At 73.2% G+C, this 17814-nt stretch carries 15 protein-coding genes; 12 read left to right on the top strand and 3 right to left on the bottom strand.

The window, feature by feature from the left end; genetic code table 11:
- The first annotated feature begins 42 nt into the window (after positions 1-42).
- Both LG396_RS14905 and LG396_RS14900 read left to right on the top strand, forming a co-directional pair.
- Positions 43-849, top strand: a complete 807-nt coding sequence (locus LG396_RS14905; protein ID WP_018834644.1) for a purine-nucleoside phosphorylase — start codon at positions 43-45, stop codon at positions 847-849.
- A 207-nt stretch (positions 850-1056) separates the two neighbouring features.
- Complete coding sequence (locus LG396_RS14900; RefSeq protein WP_225795245.1) at positions 1057-2691, top strand: phospho-sugar mutase; 1635 nt, start codon at positions 1057-1059, stop codon at positions 2689-2691.
- A 15-nt stretch (positions 2692-2706) separates the two neighbouring features.
- Here the strand turns inward: LG396_RS14900 and LG396_RS14895 are convergent, their stop codons facing one another.
- Complete coding sequence (locus LG396_RS14895; protein WP_225795132.1) at positions 2707-3585, bottom strand: helix-turn-helix domain-containing protein; 879 nt, start codon at positions 3583-3585, stop codon at positions 2707-2709.
- Between the two features lie 273 nt (positions 3586-3858).
- Here LG396_RS14895 and LG396_RS14890 point away from each other — a divergent pair, with 273 nt between their 5' ends.
- The 4 genes from LG396_RS14890 to LG396_RS14875 all read left to right on the top strand — a co-directional run bounded on the left by LG396_RS14890 (position 3859) and on the right by LG396_RS14875 (position 9088).
- Positions 3859-5361 carry a cytochrome P450 gene (locus tag LG396_RS14890; RefSeq protein WP_225795131.1) on the top strand — a complete coding sequence of 501 codons (1503 nt, stop codon included), beginning with the start codon at positions 3859-3861 and terminating at the stop codon, positions 5359-5361.
- 207 nt (positions 5362-5568) lie between these two features.
- Positions 5569-6930 (top strand): cytochrome P450, encoded by a 1362-nt coding sequence (locus LG396_RS14885; RefSeq protein WP_225795244.1) that lies wholly within the window; start codon positions 5569-5571, stop codon positions 6928-6930.
- 95 nt (positions 6931-7025) lie between these two features.
- Positions 7026-8105, top strand: coding sequence for a selina-4(15),7(11)-diene synthase (locus tag LG396_RS14880; RefSeq protein WP_225795130.1), 1080 nt, complete (start codon positions 7026-7028; stop codon positions 8103-8105).
- Positions 8106-8287: 182 nt separating this feature from the next.
- On the top strand, positions 8288-9088 hold the full coding sequence (locus LG396_RS14875; RefSeq protein ID WP_225795129.1) for an IclR family transcriptional regulator: 801 nt from the start codon (positions 8288-8290) through the stop codon (positions 9086-9088).
- A 51-nt stretch (positions 9089-9139) separates the two neighbouring features.
- On the opposite strand, the gene LG396_RS14870 is transcribed toward LG396_RS14875, so the two are convergent.
- Positions 9140-9823, bottom strand: coding sequence for a PH domain-containing protein (locus LG396_RS14870; protein ID WP_018834651.1), 684 nt, complete (start codon positions 9821-9823; stop codon positions 9140-9142).
- A 126-nt stretch (positions 9824-9949) separates the two neighbouring features.
- Between LG396_RS14870 and deoC the strand changes: the two genes are divergently transcribed.
- The 3 genes from deoC to LG396_RS14855 are packed head-to-tail and all read left to right on the top strand — an operon-like array spanning position 9950 to position 13270.
- Complete coding sequence (gene deoC / locus LG396_RS14865) at positions 9950-10918, top strand: deoxyribose-phosphate aldolase (protein WP_037729820.1); 969 nt, start codon at positions 9950-9952, stop codon at positions 10916-10918.
- A gap of 16 nt (positions 10919-10934) precedes the next feature.
- Positions 10935-12377 (top strand): aldehyde dehydrogenase family protein, encoded by a 1443-nt coding sequence (locus LG396_RS14860; RefSeq protein WP_037740303.1) that lies wholly within the window; start codon positions 10935-10937, stop codon positions 12375-12377.
- Positions 12374-13270 (top strand): aldehyde dehydrogenase family protein, encoded by an 897-nt coding sequence (locus LG396_RS14855; RefSeq protein ID WP_037740301.1) that lies wholly within the window; start codon positions 12374-12376, stop codon positions 13268-13270. The genes LG396_RS14860 and LG396_RS14855 overlap by 4 nt, the downstream gene beginning before the upstream one ends.
- Before the next feature lie 453 nt (positions 13271-13723).
- Here the strand turns inward: LG396_RS14855 and LG396_RS14850 are convergent, their stop codons facing one another.
- A complete protein-coding gene (locus LG396_RS14850) occupies positions 13724-14599 on the bottom strand; it encodes a SigE family RNA polymerase sigma factor (protein WP_225795128.1) in 876 nt (291 codons plus the stop codon).
- Positions 14600-14810: 211 nt separating this feature from the next.
- Here LG396_RS14850 and LG396_RS14845 point away from each other — a divergent pair, with 211 nt between their 5' ends.
- The 3 genes from LG396_RS14845 to LG396_RS14835 all read left to right on the top strand — a co-directional run bounded on the left by LG396_RS14845 (position 14811) and on the right by LG396_RS14835 (position 17787).
- The gene (locus tag LG396_RS14845) at positions 14811-15488 is read left to right on the top strand and encodes a response regulator (RefSeq protein ID WP_158691612.1); all 678 of its coding nucleotides are present in this window, start codon (positions 14811-14813) and stop codon (positions 15486-15488) included.
- Positions 15485-17032, top strand: a complete 1548-nt coding sequence (locus LG396_RS14840) for an ATP-binding protein (RefSeq protein WP_308190105.1) — start codon at positions 15485-15487, stop codon at positions 17030-17032. Before LG396_RS14845 ends, LG396_RS14840 begins: the two co-directional genes overlap by 4 nt.
- 200 nt (positions 17033-17232) lie before the next feature.
- Positions 17233-17787 carry a hypothetical protein gene (locus LG396_RS14835; protein WP_225795127.1) on the top strand — a complete coding sequence of 185 codons (555 nt, stop codon included), beginning with the start codon at positions 17233-17235 and terminating at the stop codon, positions 17785-17787.
- Positions 17788-17814: the final 27 nt, after the last annotated feature.

Genomic DNA, 17814 nt, shown 5'->3' with positions numbered 1-17814 from the left:
CCGCTTCTACGCGCGTAGGGGGTGACGGGCTAGGCTCGTCGCGTGAACGCATCCACTCCGCACCCCGCCCCCGACGCGGCGGCCGCAGCCGACCGCCTCCGCGAGCTCACCGGGGCCGACTCCCACGACATCGCGCTCGTGATGGGCTCCGGCTGGGTGCCCGCGGCGGACGCGCTGGGCGCGCCAGAGCACGAGCTGCGCGTCACCGACCTGCCCGGCTTCCCGCCGCCCACGGTGGAGGGCCACGCCGGGCGGATCCGCTCGTACCGGCTCGGCGGCAAACGGGCGCTGGTCTTCCTCGGCCGTACGCACTACTACGAGGGCCTCGGCGTCGCCGCCGTGGCGCACGGCGTGCGCACGGCCGCGGCGGCGGGCTGCAAGACGGTGGTACTCACCAACGGCTGCGGCGGGCTGCGCGAGGGCATGCGCCCCGGCCAGCCGGTGCTGATCGGCGACCACATCAACCTCACCGCCACCTCCCCGATCGAGGGCGCCCGCTTCGTCGACCTGACGGACCTGTACTCGCCGCGGCTGCGCGCGCTGTGCAAGCAGGTGGACCCCAGCCTGGAGGAGGGCGTCTACGCCCAGCTGCCGGGCCCGCACTACGAGACGCCGGCCGAGATCGAGATGCTCCGCCGCGCCGGTGCCGACCTGGTGGGCATGTCGACGGTCCTGGAGGCGATCGCGGCCCGCGAGGCGGGCGCCGAGGTGCTGGGGATCTCGCTGGTCACGAATCTGGCGGCGGGCATGACGGGCGAGCCGCTGAGCCACGAGGAAGTGCTGCAGGCGGGTCGCGACTCGGCGGCGCGGATGGGCGGGCTGCTGGCCGAGGTGCTGCGGCGGGTGTGAGGGCTCCGGTCGGTACGCGCCGATGCGGTACGGGCCGGGGCGTACGCCGCGGCGGACGAAGGGGACGACAGTGACTGAGGACGGCGACAGGTGACCACGGACGCTGCTGGAAACACCGCGCGGGACGCTGCGGGGAAAGCCGCCGGAAAGGCCGCCGGGGACGCTGCCGGGGACACCGCCGGCCTCCTCGCCCGGGCGAGGGCGTGGCTGGCCGAGGACCCCGACCCCGACACCCGGGCCGAGCTGGCGGACCTGCTGGGCGCGGACGACACCGCCGCCCTCGCGGAGCGCTTCGCCGGCACGCTGCAGTTCGGCACCGCCGGGCTGCGCGGCGAGCTGGGTGCGGGGCCGATGCGGATGAACCGGGCCGTCGTGATCCGCGCCGCCGCCGGGCTGGCCGCGTACCTGGACGAGCAGGGCGCGGGCGGCGGTCTGGTGGTCGTCGGCTACGACGCCCGGCACAAGAGCCACGCCTTCGCCGAGGACACCGCCGCCGTCATGACCGGCGCCGGCTTCCGCGCGGCCGTCCTGCCGCGCCCGCTGCCGACGCCGGTGCTGGCCTTCGCGATCCGCCACCTCGGCGCGGTCGCCGGGGTCACCGTCACCGCCAGCCACAACCCGCCGCGGGACAACGGCTACAAGGTCTACCTGGGCGGCGGTTCGCAGATCGTCCCGCCCGCCGACGCCGCCATCGCGGCGGCCATCGCGGCGGTGGGCCCGCTCACGGACGTGCCCCGCCCGGCGGCCGGCTGGGAGGTGCTGGGCGAGGAGGTCGTGGAGGCGTACCTCGACCGGGCCGCAGCGGTCGTAGCGCCCGGCGGCCCCCGCGGCGTACGCACGGTGCACACCTCCCTGCACGGCGTCGGCGGCGCGACCCTCGCGGCCGCCTTCACCCGCGCGGGCTTCCCGGCCCCGGTGCCGGTCGCGGCGCAGGCGGAGCCGGACCCGGACTTCCCGACGGTCGCGTTCCCCAACCCGGAGGAGCCGGGCGCGATGGACCTGGCGTTCGCCACCGCGCGCGCGGCCGACGGGACCGACGTGGTCATCGCGAACGACCCGGACGCGGACCGCTGCGCGGTGGCCGTACGGGACGCGGACGCGGCCGCCGGGTGGCGGATGCTGCGCGGCGACGAGGTCGGCGCCCTGCTGGCCGCGCACCTCGTACGCAAGCGGGCCGCGGGTACCTTCGCCGCGTCCATCGTCTCCTCCTCCCTCATGGGCCGGATCGCGCGGGCCGCGGGCCTGCCGTACGAGGAGACGCTGACCGGCTTCAAGTGGCTGGCCCGGGTCGACGGCCTGCGCTACGCCTACGAGGAGGCCCTCGGCTACTGCGTCGACCCGGCGGGGGTCCGCGACAAGGACGGCATCACGGCGGCCCTGCTCGTCGCGGAACTGGCGGCGGAGCTGAAGGCGGCGGGCCGCACGCTGCAGGACCTGCTGGACGACATCGCGGTGGAGTACGGCCTGCACGCCACGGACCAGCTCTCCGTCCGCGTGGAGGACCTGGACGTGATCGCCGCCGCCATGCGCCGGCTGCGCGAGTCCCCGCCGCGGACGGCGGCGGGGCTGCGGGTGTCCCTGGCCGAGGACCTGTCGGCCGGCACCCCGGCCCTCCCCCCGACGGACGGCCTCCGCTACACCCTGGCGGGCGACGGGGCCCGGGGCGTGGAGTCGGCCCGGGTGATCGTCCGCCCGAGCGGCACGGAGCCGAAGCTGAAGTGCTACCTGGAGGTCGTGGCCCCGGTCCCGGCCGGCCGCCCCGGCCTGCCGGCGGCGCGGGCCGCGGCGGCGGAGGTCCTGGCGGAGCTGAAAGCCGACCTGTCGGCGGCGGCGGGCCTCTGACGCCGGGCGGCCGGATCAGCCTCCCCCGGCCTCGGTGGGAAAGTACGGGAACACGTGCAGCATCGCGAACGCCTCGCTCTCCAGCAGGGGCACGCTGAACATGCGGACCCGCATTCCCATGACCGTCTGGCTCCCGTCGGCCTGGCGGACTCGCACCAGGCGGTCGACGTGGTGGCTGGAAAGCGCATCGAGGTCGGCGCTCACCCGGTCGTACGCCCGTCTGAGCCGGGGCTCGGCGAGTACCGCGTCCGCGGTTTCCGCGATGACCGGGTCGTCCGGGTTGAGTTCCATCCCGGCCTTGAGGTAACTGAGCATCGGGGGAACCCAGTTGCGCATCCAGTCGAGGAAGTAGTCCTCCGCGTCCGGGTACTTCAGCACGAATCCGATCGGGTATTTCAGCGGATCGGCCAGTTCGTGCCCCGGCCGGACCGGAAAGGCCTGCGCGATCTCCCGGTAGGGCTCGTTCATCTCCACTACCTCGAAGGCGCCTGACAGCAGGTACGTGGGCAGTTCGTGCCGCCTGACCTGCATCCTGCAGTCCTCCATGAGGGCGGCGAGGCCGGGGGGATCACCGAGCGCCTCCCGGGAGCGGGGAATCCTCTCCGGCCGGCGGTCGGACAGCCGGTAGAGTTCCGCACGCTCTTCGAGCGAGGCGCCCAGACCGCGGAAGAACTTCTCGATCTGCGGCGGGGTCATGCGGCGCTCGCCGCTTTCGAGCTTGCGGAAAGTCGAAAGGTTGCCGCTCTTCAGGACGTCGTGCGTGGCGGCCATCTGCGTGATTCCGGCCCTGTTGCGGATTCTCCGCAGCAGCAGCCCCGCTTCCGCGTGTGGGGTGGGGGTCTTACGGCCCGGTGTGCCGACTTCTGGTTTCACCGACAATGCACGTCCCCACAATCCGTACGATCTCCGTATAGATCCGTATCTCCCGACCGGGAACCGGACGAAGCCAGCCGACTGCCGGAAAGATTGCGGTCGTCGTTCCGTAATGGAACGGTCTGCTTCTGCATATTTCTGCACGCCACGCGCTCACCATCGATCACGACCGCGAAGCACAGGGTCTTCCCCGGTCCAACCGCCGGGAAACGTACGCCCGGGCGGCGCAACCGCACTAGGCTGCCTGCCTGGTCCCGCACCCCCAACGGGTCGATCTTATCGAGGAGTTGACCGGTGTCTCCTTCCACGCCCTTCGACCACGGTTCACCGGGCTCGGCCGCCGCCCCGCCGGCGGGCTGTCCGGCCCACGACCTGGTGCGGCTCGGCGGGCCCGAGGCGGCCGACTCACGGCGGCTGCACGAGGAACTCCGGGAGCGGTACGGCGCCGTGGCGCCCGTGCTGCTGCCGGGCGACCTGCCGGCGTGGCTGGTCCTCGGGTACGCGGAGAACCTGCGGGTGGCGCGCAGCCCGGCGACGTTCACCCGGGACTCCAGGCTCTGGAAGCGCGCCCCCGAGCTGACCTCCGACCACCCGCTGGCGCCGATCGTCGCGTGGCAGCCGCTGTGCGTGTTCACCGACGGGGAGGACCACAAGCGGCTGCGCTCGGCCGTCACCGAGAGCCTGGGCAGCGTCAACAAGCGCGGCATCCGGACCGACATCACGCGCTTCGCCGACCGCCTCGTCGACGAGTTCGCGCAGGCCGGCGAGGCCGATCTGGTCGGGCAGTTCGCCCACCACCTGCCGCTGCTCGTCGTCACCAAGCTCTTCGGGATGCCCGAGGAGTTCAGCCCCCGCCTGATCGAGGCGGCCTGGACGAGTCTCGGCGGCGGCGAGTCCGCCGCCACGGCCAACGACTACCTGACGGACACCCTCGACCAGTTGGTGGCGCGCAAGAAGGCCGCTCCCGGCAACGACATCACCACCCGGCTCCTCGCGCACTCCTCGGGCCTCAACGACATCGAGGTGCGCGAGCACCTGCGGCTCATCCTCATCGCCGCCAACGCCACGACCGTCAGCCTGGTCGGCCACGTCCTGCTGAAGGTCCTGACCGACAAGAACTTCCGCGGCAACCTCAGCGGCGGGCAGATGACGCTGCCCAGCGCGCTGGACCAGGTCCTGTGGGACAACCCGCCGATGGAGCGGTGCCCGCACCGGGTGACGACCGGCAAGGTCGAGCTGGGCGAGACGGAGATCCCCGAGGGCGAGCTGCTGGTACTGGGCCTGTCCGCGGCCAACTTCGACCCGTACGTACGGCCCGACCTGGACGCCCCCGTACACGGCAACAGCGCGCACCTCGCGTTCAGCGCGGGCCCGCACGAGTGCCCGGGGCAGGACTTCGCGCGCGCGATCACGGAGACCGGGATCGAGACGCTGCTCACCCGGCTGCCGCAGATGGAGCTGGCGGTCGAGCTGGACGAGCTGACCTGGCGCAAGGACTGGACGAGCAGCCTGCTGGAGCAGCTGCCCGTGACGTTCCCCGTCCCGCAGAAGAGCGCCAAGCCCGTACACCGCGGTGCCCACACCCCGGCCGACGCCCCGGTCCCCGCGCCGCGGCGCGAGCCCGCGGTCGCGGAGGCGGCCGCCTCCGCGCCGGCACCCGGGGCCGCGGACGCAGCCGCCGGCCCGCAGCGGAGCGAGCCGTCCCCCGCCACAGCCACCACCACCGCCACGGCCGTCCCGGCCCGGCGCGGCCTGCGGGAGCGGCTGCACGCCTGGCTCGCCCGCATCCGCCGCTGAGCGGCCAACACCCGCCTGTACGCGGTGCGTTGACGCCCCGAGCCCTCCCGCCGGCCGGTGAGGGCCCGGGGCGCCCACGCGTGTAACCTGCCCTCCCGGCGGGTGCGGTCCCGCCCTCTTGTGCGTACAACGAATACGTGTCTGGGTAGTCATAACCAGTCGCCGGGCAGGTGAGGAAGGGAGAGTCCCGTGGGGGCAGACCCACAACTGCGCGCCATCCCACGAGCGTCGGGGTGGCTTCCGCTCGTCGGCCATCTCCGGCCCCTGCTGCGGGACCCGCTCGGCTTCATCTCGTCACTGCGCGAGGACGGCGACGTCGTACGCGTCGAACTCGGCCGCCAGCCCATGGTCTTCGTCAACAGCGCCGAACTCGTGCACGACATCTACGTGAAGCAGGCGCGGGCCTTCGACAAGGGCAGGCTCTTCGACCGCATGGCCCCGCTCGTCGGCGGAGGCCTCGCCTCCGCCGACGGCGAGACGCACCTGCGGCACCGCAGGCTCATCCAGCCGGCCTTCCACCGCCAGCGCCTCGCCGGCTACGGGGACGTCATCGCCCGGCGCGCCCGCGACCTCGCCGACTCCCTGGAGCCGGGCAGGGAAGTGGCCGTCGACGAGCTGATGAGCGACTACGCGATCGGCACCCTCGCCGAGACCATGTTCGCGTCCGACCTGGGCAGGCCGGCGATCCGGGCGGTGCGGCGCGACATCCCCGTGGTCCTGGACACGATGCTCACCCGGGCGCTGCTGCCGCCGGTCCTGGACCGGCTGCCGATCCCCGCCAACCGCCGCTTCCTGGCCGCCGCCGCCAGGCTCCGGCAGGTCATCGACGACGTCATCACCGCCACCCGGCAGGCCGACGACACCCACGCGGACCTGCTGTCGATGCTCCTCGCCGCCCGGGACGAGGAAACCGGCGCCGGCCTCACCGACGCCGAGGTCCGCGACGAACTGGCGACCATGCTCTTCGCCGGCACCGAGACGGTCGCCTCCACCTTCGCCTGGACGTTCCACGAACTCGCCGAGCACCCGGAGGCCGAACAACGCCTCCTCGCCGAGATCGACGAGGTGGTGGGCAGCGGCCCGGTCGCCTTCCGGCACGTCCGCGAACTGACCTACACCCGGGCGGTGCTGGACGAGGTGATCCGGCTGCACGGCGTCGTCCTCCTGGCGCGCCGCACCGCCCGCCCCGTCCGGCTGGGGGACGCCGACCTCCCCGCGGGGACCGAAGTCGCCTTCAGCCTCTACGCGGTGAACCGCGACCCCCGCATCTACGCCGACGCCGACGCGTTCCGCCCCGAACGGTGGCTGGCGGACGACCGGCCCGCGGCCTCGGAGCCGGTACGGCAGACGTTCACCCCGTACGGCGCGGGCAACCGCATGTGCATCGGCGACGCCTTCGCCCGCGCCGAGATCGCCCTCACCCTCGCCACCGTCCTGCCCCGCTGGCAGCTCAGATCGCGGCCCGGCTACGCGGTCCAGGAGGCCACCGCGGCGATGGCCCGTCCGAAGCACGTGCCCATGACCGTGCACCCGCGTTCCATGGCGCCCCCACGGCAGTCGGCCGCTTAGTGCACGACGGAAGGCCGTCCGGCAGGCGGCGATCCGCCGGTCGGACGGCTCCGCACCACGCAGATGCCCCGCCGGACAACCCCGAGGTGATCCACATGGACCGCGAGCCGACTGTTCCCGCGCTGTTCTCGCCTCTCGCGCCCGCCATCCACGCACGCCACGAGATCGTCAACAAGCAGACCGCCCTGTGGGCGAACGCCTTCGAGATCGGCTCACCCGAGCTGCGGGACCGGCTCGTCGACCACGACATCGGCACCTTCGCCGCCCGCATCCTCCCCGAGGGCCGCGAGGAAGTCGTGCAGCTCACCGCCGACTTCATCGTCTGGCTCTTCGGCGTCGACGACGGCCACTGCGAGGAGGGGGCCCTCGGTACGCGGCCGCACGAACTGCTCGGCGAGCTGTCCCGCATGCTGCGCGTCGCCGAGAACCCGCAGGTGCCCATGCTGCTGGACGACCCGCTCGCCGCGGGCCTGCGCGACCTGCGCCGCCGGGTCGACGCGCACGCGACCCCCGGCCAGGCCACCCGCTGGGTCGAGGCCCTGCGCCAGTACTTCACCTCGGTGGTCTGGGAAGCCGGCCACCGCAGCCGCGGCACGGTGCCCGACCTCAACGACTACACCCTCATGCGGCTCTACGACGGCGCCACGTCGGTCATCCTGCCGCTGCTGGAGATGGCGTACGGCTACGACCTCCACCCCGGCGAACGCGACCGGACCCCGGTGCGCGCCGCGGCCGAGATGGCGTTCTTCGTCATCACCTGGGACAACGACCTGTTCTCCCACCACAAGGAGAGCAGGAGCGGCAAGTACTTCCTCAACGTCCTCAGGGTGCTCCAGGACCCGGCACACCACGGCCTCTCGCCCCAGGACGCGATAGCCACCGCCGTGGCCCAGCGCGACCGCGTGCTCTGCCTCTACCTGCGCCTGCGCAGGCAGCTCGCCGCGGAGGGCACCCCGCAGCTGCGGCAGTACCTGCACAGCCTCGACGCCTTCATCCGCGGTGCGCAGGACTGGGGGATCACGTCGGTCCGCTACACCCGCCCCGACGACCCGGCGGGCCTGCCCACGACGTTCAGCGACACCCCCACGGACGACAGCACCAACCCCCTGGAGATCCCGAGCGTGTCGTGGTGGTGGGACCTGCCCGTGCCGTCCGGCACGGGCCGTACGGCCTGAGCCGCCGCGCCCGCGCGCCGCGCCCCGGCAGCCCGTGCTGCGCTACTTCCTGTAGCGCTACACGCAGGCACTTGCGCCCCTATTCGGCATCGCGAACCATGGCCCCATCAATTTCGCCACCCGATCGGCCGGACTGGAATCACCCGCTGCGGAGGCATATGCCGTGATGGGGAAGGGCAGCAATGCAGCAGCAAAGAAGGCCGGCCCGGTGCCTGATCGAACCGGGCCGATATCAACGCCAGCGCCTGCATCCCGTTTACACGTACAGCGATCGCGACCGGAGTCGCCGGACTCCGGAAACATCCCGGGCCGGCAGCGAGACATTCGCTCTGCTCAGCGTGCTGACCGCCGCGAAAACACCCCCGTCCGTCCGGAATATCGCCGATTCCCTGCACCTGACGGTCCGTGACACCCTGGCCCACGCGAAAGCCGCCTGCCAGGGGGAGTTCGTCACGTACGGCCCGGGCAGCCTGCTGTACGCGACACCGAGGGGCAGGGCGGTGATCGGGCAGCAGCGAAGCGCCCCCCACCTGCTCGGAACCGTGCACGCCGACGCGGTGTCCCTGCACCTGCGCACCGGGTGCAACGTCGCGTACCACCACTCGCCGCCGCCTCGCTCAGGGAGCCTCTGCGCGCTCCTCGACGTCGTCTGCCCACTGGAAGTGCTCGAAGAGATCAGCAGGTCGCAGACGGACGACAGCCGGGCGCGCACCGCCGCGAGCAGGGTGGTGGCGGCTTTCCTCCCCTTCGGGACGAGGCAGCGGCTCGGATTGCTGCCCGAGCACACCAGCCGCTGGCTCAGGCAGCGGAATTACGAGCACACCACCCAGGAAGGGTGGGACACCATCGCAGTCGCCGTACACCACGCCGGAACCGTTGCCGGCGCAATCTCCCTCGTGACCGAAAAGAGGCTCAGCGAAGATCATGCGGCACTTCTCGCCCGGCATATCCGCCGCGTCGCGTCACAGCGCCCCCCGCCCTAGCCCGACGGGGATATGCACGCACGACCCCGTCTGGGATCGGTCGCGGGGGCCTCAGCCGACGGCGATGGCGATGATCAGGGCCAGAGTCCCGGCGACCAGCGGGCCGAGGATCTCGTACGCCCAGCGCACCGACACCGGCCCCTGGGCGCCCTCGCGGTCGCCGTACGTGTACGCCAGCTCGCGCAGCTCGCGGATCGACTTGTCGGCCGTCGGGGTGAAGTCCTCCGGGGTCTGGTCCAGGTCGCTCGCGCCCGTGGCCCCCGGCCGGCGCATCGCCGGGTCCGACAGCGCCGTGCGGCTGGACGGGCTGAAGAGCCCGCCGCCGCCGGCCGCGCGGTCCCGCCGCCGGTTCGCCTTCTTGCGCGCGCGCAGCGAGACGGGGATCGCCCACATCTGGTACGTGGCGTCCTCGGTGACGACCTCGCTGGAATAGCCCGCGCGGATCTCCTCGACCCGGCCCCACGGCACCACGATCGTGCGGAACGGGTTGCGCACCCGCAGCCGCTCCTCGCCCGCGTACACCACCGGCCGCAGCGTCAGCGACACCACCATCGGCACCCCCGCGACCAGCGCCGCCACGGCGATCGCCCGCGCCTGCCCGCTGCCGCGGACCAGGGCGTCGGCACCGAGCCAGCCGCCGAGGGCCAGCAGCAGCACACCGGCGGCGATGCCGGCGACGGAGCGGTAGGCGCGGTCGGCGTACTTCGGCCGGGCGGCCGGGCTGTCCTTGCTCATGCCGCCGATTGTGCCCGACGGCCCGGATACGGACGTCGCGCCGGTATTGCGGTCCCGCATCGATCCGCGGGGACGGGATGCCCACTCCCGGGACGCTACGCGGGTAGATATGCTCGTGTGGTGACCATGCCCCGCATACCCACCGCAGCCGCAGGGCCGCCGGCGTCCCTCGCGGACGTGACGGCCTCCGACGGCGCGCTCCGCCGCTTCCTGCACGGGCTGCCCGGCGTCGACCCGGTCGGCCTGGAGGCACGTGCCGCCGCCCTGGGCACCCGCTCCATCAAGACCACCGCCAAGGCGTACGCCCTGGACCTGGCGGTCTCGATGATCGACCTGACGACGCTGGAGGGCTCCGACACCCCCGGCAAGGTGCGCTCGCTGTGCGCCAAGGCCCGTACGCCGGACCCCACGGACCGGACGACGCCGGAGGTCGCGGCCGTCTGCGTGTACCCGGACCTGGCCGCCGTCGCCGCCGAGGCGCTGGCCGGCTCCGGCGTCAAGGTCGCCTCGGTCGCCACCGCCTTCCCCTCCGGGCGGGCGGCGCTGGAGGTGAAGCTCGCCGACACCCGCGCGGCACTGGCCGCGGGCGCCGACGAGATCGACATGGTCATCGACCGCGGCGCGTTCCTCGCCGGCCGCTACCTCGAGGTCTACGAGCAGATCCGCGCCGTGCGGCAGGCCGCGGCCGGCGCCCGGCTGAAGGTCATCTTCGAGACCGGCGAGCTGTCCACGTACGACAACATCCGGCGGGCGAGCTGGCTCGGCATGCTGGCCGGCGCCGACTTCATCAAGACCTCGACGGGCAAGGTCGGCGTGAACGCCACCCCCGCCAACACCCTCGTCCTCCTCGAAGCCGTACGGGACTACCGCGCGGCCACCGGCGTGCAGGTCGGCGTGAAGCCCGCGGGCGGCATCCGCACGGCCAAGGACGCGGTGAAGTTCCTGGTGCTCGTCAACGAGACCGCCGGGGACGACTGGCTGGACAACCGCTGGTTCCGCTTCGGCGCCTCCAGCCTGCTCAACGACCTGCTCATGCAGCGGCAGAAGCTGCGCACCGGCCGCTACTCCGGCCCCGACTACGTGACCGTGGACTAGAGGGGGTCAGAGCCGCATGACCGCTGAACACAAGCTCTTCGCCTACGCGCCCGCGCCCGAGTCCCGCTCGGTCGTCGACATCGCGCCCAGCTACGGCCTGTTCGTCGACGGCGAGTTCACCGAGGCCGCCGACGGCAAGGTCTTCAAGTCCGTCGCCCCGGCGACCGAGGAGGTGCTCTCCGAGGTCGCACGCGCCGGCGAGGCGGACGTCGAGCGGGCGGTCGCCGCCGCCCGCCGGGCCTTCACCTCCTGGTCGGCGCTGCCCGGCGCGGAGCGCGGCAAGTACCTGTTCCGTATCGCCCGCATCATCCAGGAGCGCTCACGGGAACTGGCGGTGCTGGAGACGCTGGACAACGGCAAGCCGATCCGCGAGACCCGCGACGCCGACCTGCCGCTGGTCGCCGCGCACTTCTTCTACTACGCCGGCTGGGCCGACAAGCTCGGATACGCCGGCTTCGGCCCCGACCCGAAGCCGCTGGGCGTCGCCGGGCAGGTCATCCCGTGGAACTTCCCGCTGCTGATGCTCGCCTGGAAGATCGCCCCTGCGCTGGCCTGCGGCAACACGGTGGTGCTCAAGCCCGCCGAGACCACCCCGCTGTCCGCGCTGTTCTTCGCCGACATCTGCCGCCAGGCCGGGCTGCCCCGCGGGGTGGTCAACATCCTCCCCGGCTACGGGGACGCGGGCGCCGCGCTCGTCGCGCACCCGGACGTCGACAAGGTCGCGTTCACCGGCTCGACGGCCGTCGGCAAGGAGATCGCCCGGTCCGTCGCCGGCACCGACAAGCGGCTCACGCTGGAGCTGGGCGGCAAGGGCGCCAACATCGTCTTCGACGACGCGCCGGTCGACCAGGCCGTCGAGGGCATCGTCGGCGGCATCTTCTTCAACCAGGGCCAGGTGTGCTGCGCCGGCTCCCGGCTGCTGGTGCAGGAGTCGGTGGCCGACGAGGTGCTGGACGCGCTGAAGCGGCGCCTGGCCACGCTGCGGCTCGGCGACCCGCTGGACAAGAACACCGACATCGGCGCCATCAACTCCGCCGAGCAGCTCGCCCGCATCACGGAGCTGGCCGACGCCGGCGACGCGGAGGGCGCGCAGCGCTGGACGGCGCCGTGCGAACTGCCCGACAGCGGCTACTGGTTCGCGCCGACGCTCTTCACCGGCGTCACGCAGGCGCACCGCGTCGCGCGCGAGGAGATCTTCGGCCCGGTGCTCTCGGTGCTGACGTTCCGCACCCCCGCCGAGGCGGTCGCGAAGGCCAACAACACGCCGTACGGCCTGTCCGCCGGGGTCTGGACGGAGAAGGGCTCGCGGATCCTGGCGATGGCCGACCGGCTGCGCGCGGGCGTCGTGTGGGCGAACACGTTCAACAAGTTCGATCCGACCTCGCCGTTCGGCGGCTACAAGGAGTCGGGCTTCGGCCGCGAGGGCGGCCGCCACGGGCTGGAGGCATACCTGCGATGACACAGGCGGATGCGAGGCTGTCGGTCCTCAAGACCTACAAGCTGTACGTGGGCGGGAAGTTCCCCCGCTCGGAGAGCGGGCGGGTGTACGAGGTGACCGACGCGAAGGGCCGCTGGCTCGCCAACGCGCCCCGCGCCTCCCGCAAGGACGCCCGGGATGCGGTGGTCGCCGCCCGCAAGGCCGTCGCCGGGTGGTCCGGCGCGACCGCGTACAACCGCGGCCAGGTGCTCTACCGGGTGGCCGAGATGCTCCAGGGGCGGCGCGAGCAGTACGTCGCGGAGGTGGCCGACGCCGAGGGCCTGTCGAAGGCCAAGTCGGCGGCGCAGGTGGACGCGGCGATCGACCGGTGGGTCTGGTACGCGGGGTGGACCGACAAGGTCGCCCAGGTCGCCGGCGGCGGAAACCCGGTCGCCGGGCCGTACTTCAACATCTCCGCGCCGGAGCCCACGGGCGTCGTCGCCGTCGTCGCGCCGCAGGAGTCCGCGCTGCTGGGGCTGGTGTCGGTGCTCGCGCCGGTGATCGCCACGGGCAACGCGGCGGTGGTCGTGGCCGCCGAGGAGCGGCCGCTGCCGGCGCTGTCGCTGGCGGAGGTGCTGGCCACGTCGGACGTGCCGGGGGGTGTCGTCAACGTGCTCTCGGGGCGTACCGCGGAGATCGCGCCGACGCTGGCCGCGCACCAGGACGTCAACGCCATCGACCTGACGGGCGCGGACGCGGAGCTGGCGCGGGAGCTGGAGGTGGCGGCGGCGGACAACCTGAAGCGGGTGCTGCGGCCGCGGCAGCCGTACGACTGGACGGCGGACCCGGGGACGGGGCGGCTGACGGCGTTCCTGGAGACGAAGACGGTCTGGCACCCGACGGGCAGCCTGGGCGTGAGCGGCTCGGCGTACTGACGGCCTCCGTCCGGGGCTGCGGGGCGTACGGGCCGCGTGCGCGGAGACCGCAGGCGCGGGCGGGCACCGCGAGGTGCGCGCCCGCGCCGCCCCCGCGCGCGCCGGTGGACGGCCGGCTACCCGCGCCGCCCGCGCCCGTATCCGCCCGTACGCCGCGCCCGCACGCCGCCCGCGCGCCCGGCGCGGCAGCCGGTGGACGGCCTGGCGCCGCAGCTGTCGCGGCCCGGCCGGCGCGGCACCCGCGCGCCCCGCGCACGAGGTGGGGCCGGACGCACCCCCCGCGCGTCCGGCCCCGCCTCGTCCCCCGATCCCCCGAGTCCCCGGGTGCCCCCCAGCCCCCGTACGGTCTCGTGGTCTCCCCCCGCTCCCCCGATTCCCCCCCTTATCCCCCGATTTCCCCCGTTGTTCCCCTCCCGTGGCCCCGGGTTCCCCCGTCCCCGGTCATCGTCCCCCTCAGGCCACGAGCTCCTCGAACGACTCCTCCCGGTCCCGCCCGAAGCTCAGCGCCTCGTCGTCGCGCAGCCGGCGCAGCGAGCGCCAGATGCTGCTCTTGACGGTCCCCACGCTGATCCCCAGCACGTCGGCGATCTCCGGGTCGGTCCTGCCCTCGTAGTAACGCAGCACAAGCATCGTGCGCTGCATCTCGGGCAGCCGCGCCAGCGCCTGCCAGAGCACCGTGCGCAGTTCCGTGCCGCGCATGGCGTCCGACTCCCCCGGCGCCTCGGGGAGTTCCTCGGTCGGGTACTCCGCGAGCTTGCGCCGGCGCCAAGCGCTGATGTGCAGGTTCGTCATCGTGCGGCGGAGGTAGCCCCCCACCGCGGCCTTGTCGCTGATCCGGTCCCACGCCCGGTAGGTGGAGAACAGTGCGCTCTGCAGCAGGTCCTCCGCCTCGAACCGGTCGCCGGTCAGGTGGTAGGCGGTGGCGTACAGAGAGGCGCGCCGCTCGGCCACGTAGGCGGTGAACGCCGCGGTGCTGTCAGCCTCCGCGGCGGCCCCGGCCTGCGTGCCGACCGTTTCCCCCGGCACCTCTCCGTACGCCTTCTTCCTCCCGCCGTCCCCCCCGTTTCCCCCGTTCCCCCCCGGGTCCGCGGTCTGCCCGTTCCCCGCCGGCTTCGCGCCGGTCCCCCCGGGGCCCGTGCTGCCCGCGATCGCGACCATGTACGGAGGACGACGCCCGGTGCCGCGACCACACCCCCGCGCGTTCGCGGCACCGGACTCCCCCGTACCGCGCGTGGCGCGGCCGGGAGCCATCCCCTCAGCACTCCCCCCCTTGGCGTGCAGGCGTGTCTGAACCGCTGCGCTGGTGGTGCTGTCGTGCAGTGCGTTCATCTCACGCCCCCCGTCGGTGGAGTCTGCTTCGGTCGGCTTTGCTGTGCCGGGCTTGCCCGACGTCCAGAATCCTGGCGTCCCGACTTCATCGCGCTGTCCGCCGACTGTCACAGGCGTGCAACAGGGGGTCCCTGCCCCTTACACGGCCCCTCCCGAAGCCCGTGATGACGGCGAACTCGCCCCTTCCGGCGCGCCCTGCCAGAATGACCCGGTGCCTTCTCTGTTGCTGATCGAGGACGACGACGCCATCCGCACCGCGCTGGAGATGTCCCTCTCCCGCCAGGGCCACCGCGTGACCACCGCGGCGACCGGTGAGGACGGGCTCAAGCTGCTGCGCGAGCAGCGGCCCGACCTGATCGTGCTGGATGTGATGCTGCCCGGCATCGACGGCTTCGAGGTGTGCCGGCGCATCCGCCGCACCGACCAGTTGCCGATCATCCTGCTGACCGCGCGCAGCGACGACATCGACGTGGTGGTCGGGCTGGAGTCGGGCGCCGACGACTATGTCGTCAAGCCCGTGCAGGGGCGGGTGCTCGACGCCCGGATCCGCGCGGTGCTGCGCCGCGGCGAGCGGGAGACGACCGACTCGGCGACCTACGGGAACGTCGTGATCGACCGCTCGGCGATGACCGTCACCAAGGACGGCGAGCATCTGCAACTGACGCCGACGGAGCTGCGGTTGCTGCTGGAGCTGAGCCGCAGGCCCGGCCAGGCGCTCTCCCGCCAGCAGCTGCTCCAGCTCGTCTGGGAGCACGACTACCTGGGCGACTCCCGGCTGGTCGACGCCTGCGTACAGCGGCTGCGCGCGAAGGTCGAGGACGTGCCGTCCGCGCCGACCCTGATCAAGACCGTGCGCGGTGTGGGCTACCGGCTGGATCCGCCCTCGTGAGTCCGGGCCCCGCCGACGCGCCGGGGCGGCAGGGGCTCGTACGCGGCTGGGCGGCGGGGCTGCTGCGCTGGATCAGCCTGCGACTGCGTCTGGTCATCGTGTTCGCGCTGGTGGCGCTGGTCTCGGCGGTGTCGGTGGCCGGCATCGCGTACTGGCTGAACCGGGACTCCGTGCTCACCCGCACGCAGGACGCGTCGCTGAAGGACTTCCGGGAGTCGCTGCAGGACGAGGGCGGCGAGCTGGACCTGCGGGCCGGCTGCACCGACCTCGCCAAGGCCGCGCGGCGGCTGTCGAGCACCACGCAGAACTTCGACGTCATATTGATTTCCGGCGGCGGTGGCAGCGGCGGTGAGCCGGGCTGCGTGGAGCGCTCCGACCCGTCGTTCACGCTGCACGACGTGCCGAAGACCCTGAAGACGGCGGTCGACCAGCGGCGCGACGACGGCAAGTGGCCGTACCACCTGTACTGGCAGCGGGTGACGATGGACGGGACGCCGTACCTCGTCGGCGGTGCCCGGGTGATCGGGACCGACTGGACCGGCTACATGTTCAAGTCGCTGGACTCCGAGCGCCGGGACCTCAACTCGCTGGCCTGGTCGCTGGGCATCGCGACCGGCCTGTCCCTCATCGGCTCCGCGCTGCTCGCGCAGGGCGCCGCGTCCACGGTGCTGCGGCCCGTGCAGCGGCTCGGCGAGGCGGCGCGGCGGCTCGGCGAGGGCAAGCTCGACACCCGGCTGCGGGTCACCGGCACCGACGAACTGGCGGACCTGTCGCGGACGTTCAACCAGACCGCGGAGCGGCTCCAGAAGCGGGTGGAGGAGCTGAGCGAGCGGGAGAAGTCCAGCCGGCGGTTCGTGGCGGACATGTCGCACGAGCTGCGGACGCCGCTGACCGCGATGACCGCGGTGTCCGAGGTACTGGAGGAGGAGCAGGAGAACCTGGACCCGATGATCGCGCCCGCGGTGCAGCTCGTGGTGCAGGAGACCCGGCGGCTCAACGACCTGGTGGAGAACCTGATGGAGGTGACCCGCTTCGACGCGGGCACCGCCCGGCTCGTCCTCGACGACGTCGACGTCGCCGACCAGGTCACCGCGTGCATCGACGCCCGGGCCTGGCTGGACGCGGTGGAGCTGGACGCCGACCGCGGCATCGTCGCGCGGCTGGACCCGCGGCGCCTCGACGTGATCCTCGCCAACCTCATCGGCAACGCGCTCAAGCACGGCGGCTCCCCCGTGCGCGTCTCGGTGCGAACCACGGCGGACGCACCCACCGCCGGCGATCTGCTGATCGAGGTCAAGGACAACGGCCCCGGCATCCCGGCCGAGGTGCTGCCGCACGTCTTCGACCGGTTCTACAAGGCGGACACCGCGCGCCCGCGCTCCGACGGCAGCGGCCTCGGGCTGTCCATCGCGGTGGAGAGCGCACGGATCCACGGCGGTACGATCACCGCGGCCAACGACCCGGCGGGCGGGGCGGTGTTCACGCTGCGGCTGCCGCGGGACTCGTCGGCGGCGGCGGAGGCCCTGGAGCAGGAGGACGAGTGAGGGCGGCAGCCTCGAACCGGCCGGTCTTCGCGGCCCTAGGGCCTGTGTCGAAAGTCCCGCCTGCGCCGCGACGCCTGGCACGGCACCTCGCTGCGTTGTCGCATCGTCCGAATACGACCCGGTATGCGGACGACGCTCCGCCTTGCGATGCACCGCACCAGACGCCGCGGCGCCCGCCCTGCGGGCGGACGACGGGACTTTTGACACAGGCCCTGGCGGTCGCCGTCGCGGTGCTGGCCACCGGGTGCGGGATCCGGCCCACGTCCGTGCCCGTGGACGCGGGCAGCGCGCCGTCGCGGGCGGAGTGCGCGCCGGGCGGCCCGTCGCCGGCGGCGAGTCCGGGGGACGGCGAGACGCTGCGGACGGTGTACCTGGTGTGCGGTTCGCAGCTCGCGCCGGTGCCCCGGAGCGTCCCCGAGGACCTGGCGGGCAGGGAGCTGGCGGCGCGGCTGCTGACGGAGCTGGAGCGGGAGCCGGGCGAGGACGAGGAGCAGGCCGGCTACTCCACCGCCGTCTCGGGGCTGCGGGTGGCAGACCGGATTTCCGGGGATCCCGCGGGCGCGGTGCGGCTCAGCCGGGATCCGCAGGGGCTGGGGTCGCCGATGCTGGCGCAGATCGTGTGCACGTTCGCGGCGGGCGAGGAGCGCACGGCGGTGCTGGCGGGCCCGGAGGCGGGCGATCCGCCGTACACGTACCGCTGCACTGACGACGCGCTGCGGGCGCCGGAGAACACCGTGGGCGAGCCCGCGGCCTGAGGTTTTCCGCGCCGCGGGGGCGCGGTC

Origin of the sequence: Streptomyces aculeolatus (genome assembly GCF_020400605.1) — a bacterium.
Classification (GTDB): Bacteria; Actinomycetota; Actinomycetes; order Streptomycetales; family Streptomycetaceae; genus Streptomyces; species Streptomyces aculeolatus.
Note: the sequence above shows the minus strand (reverse complement) of the source record. Positions and strands in the feature narration are given on the sequence as shown.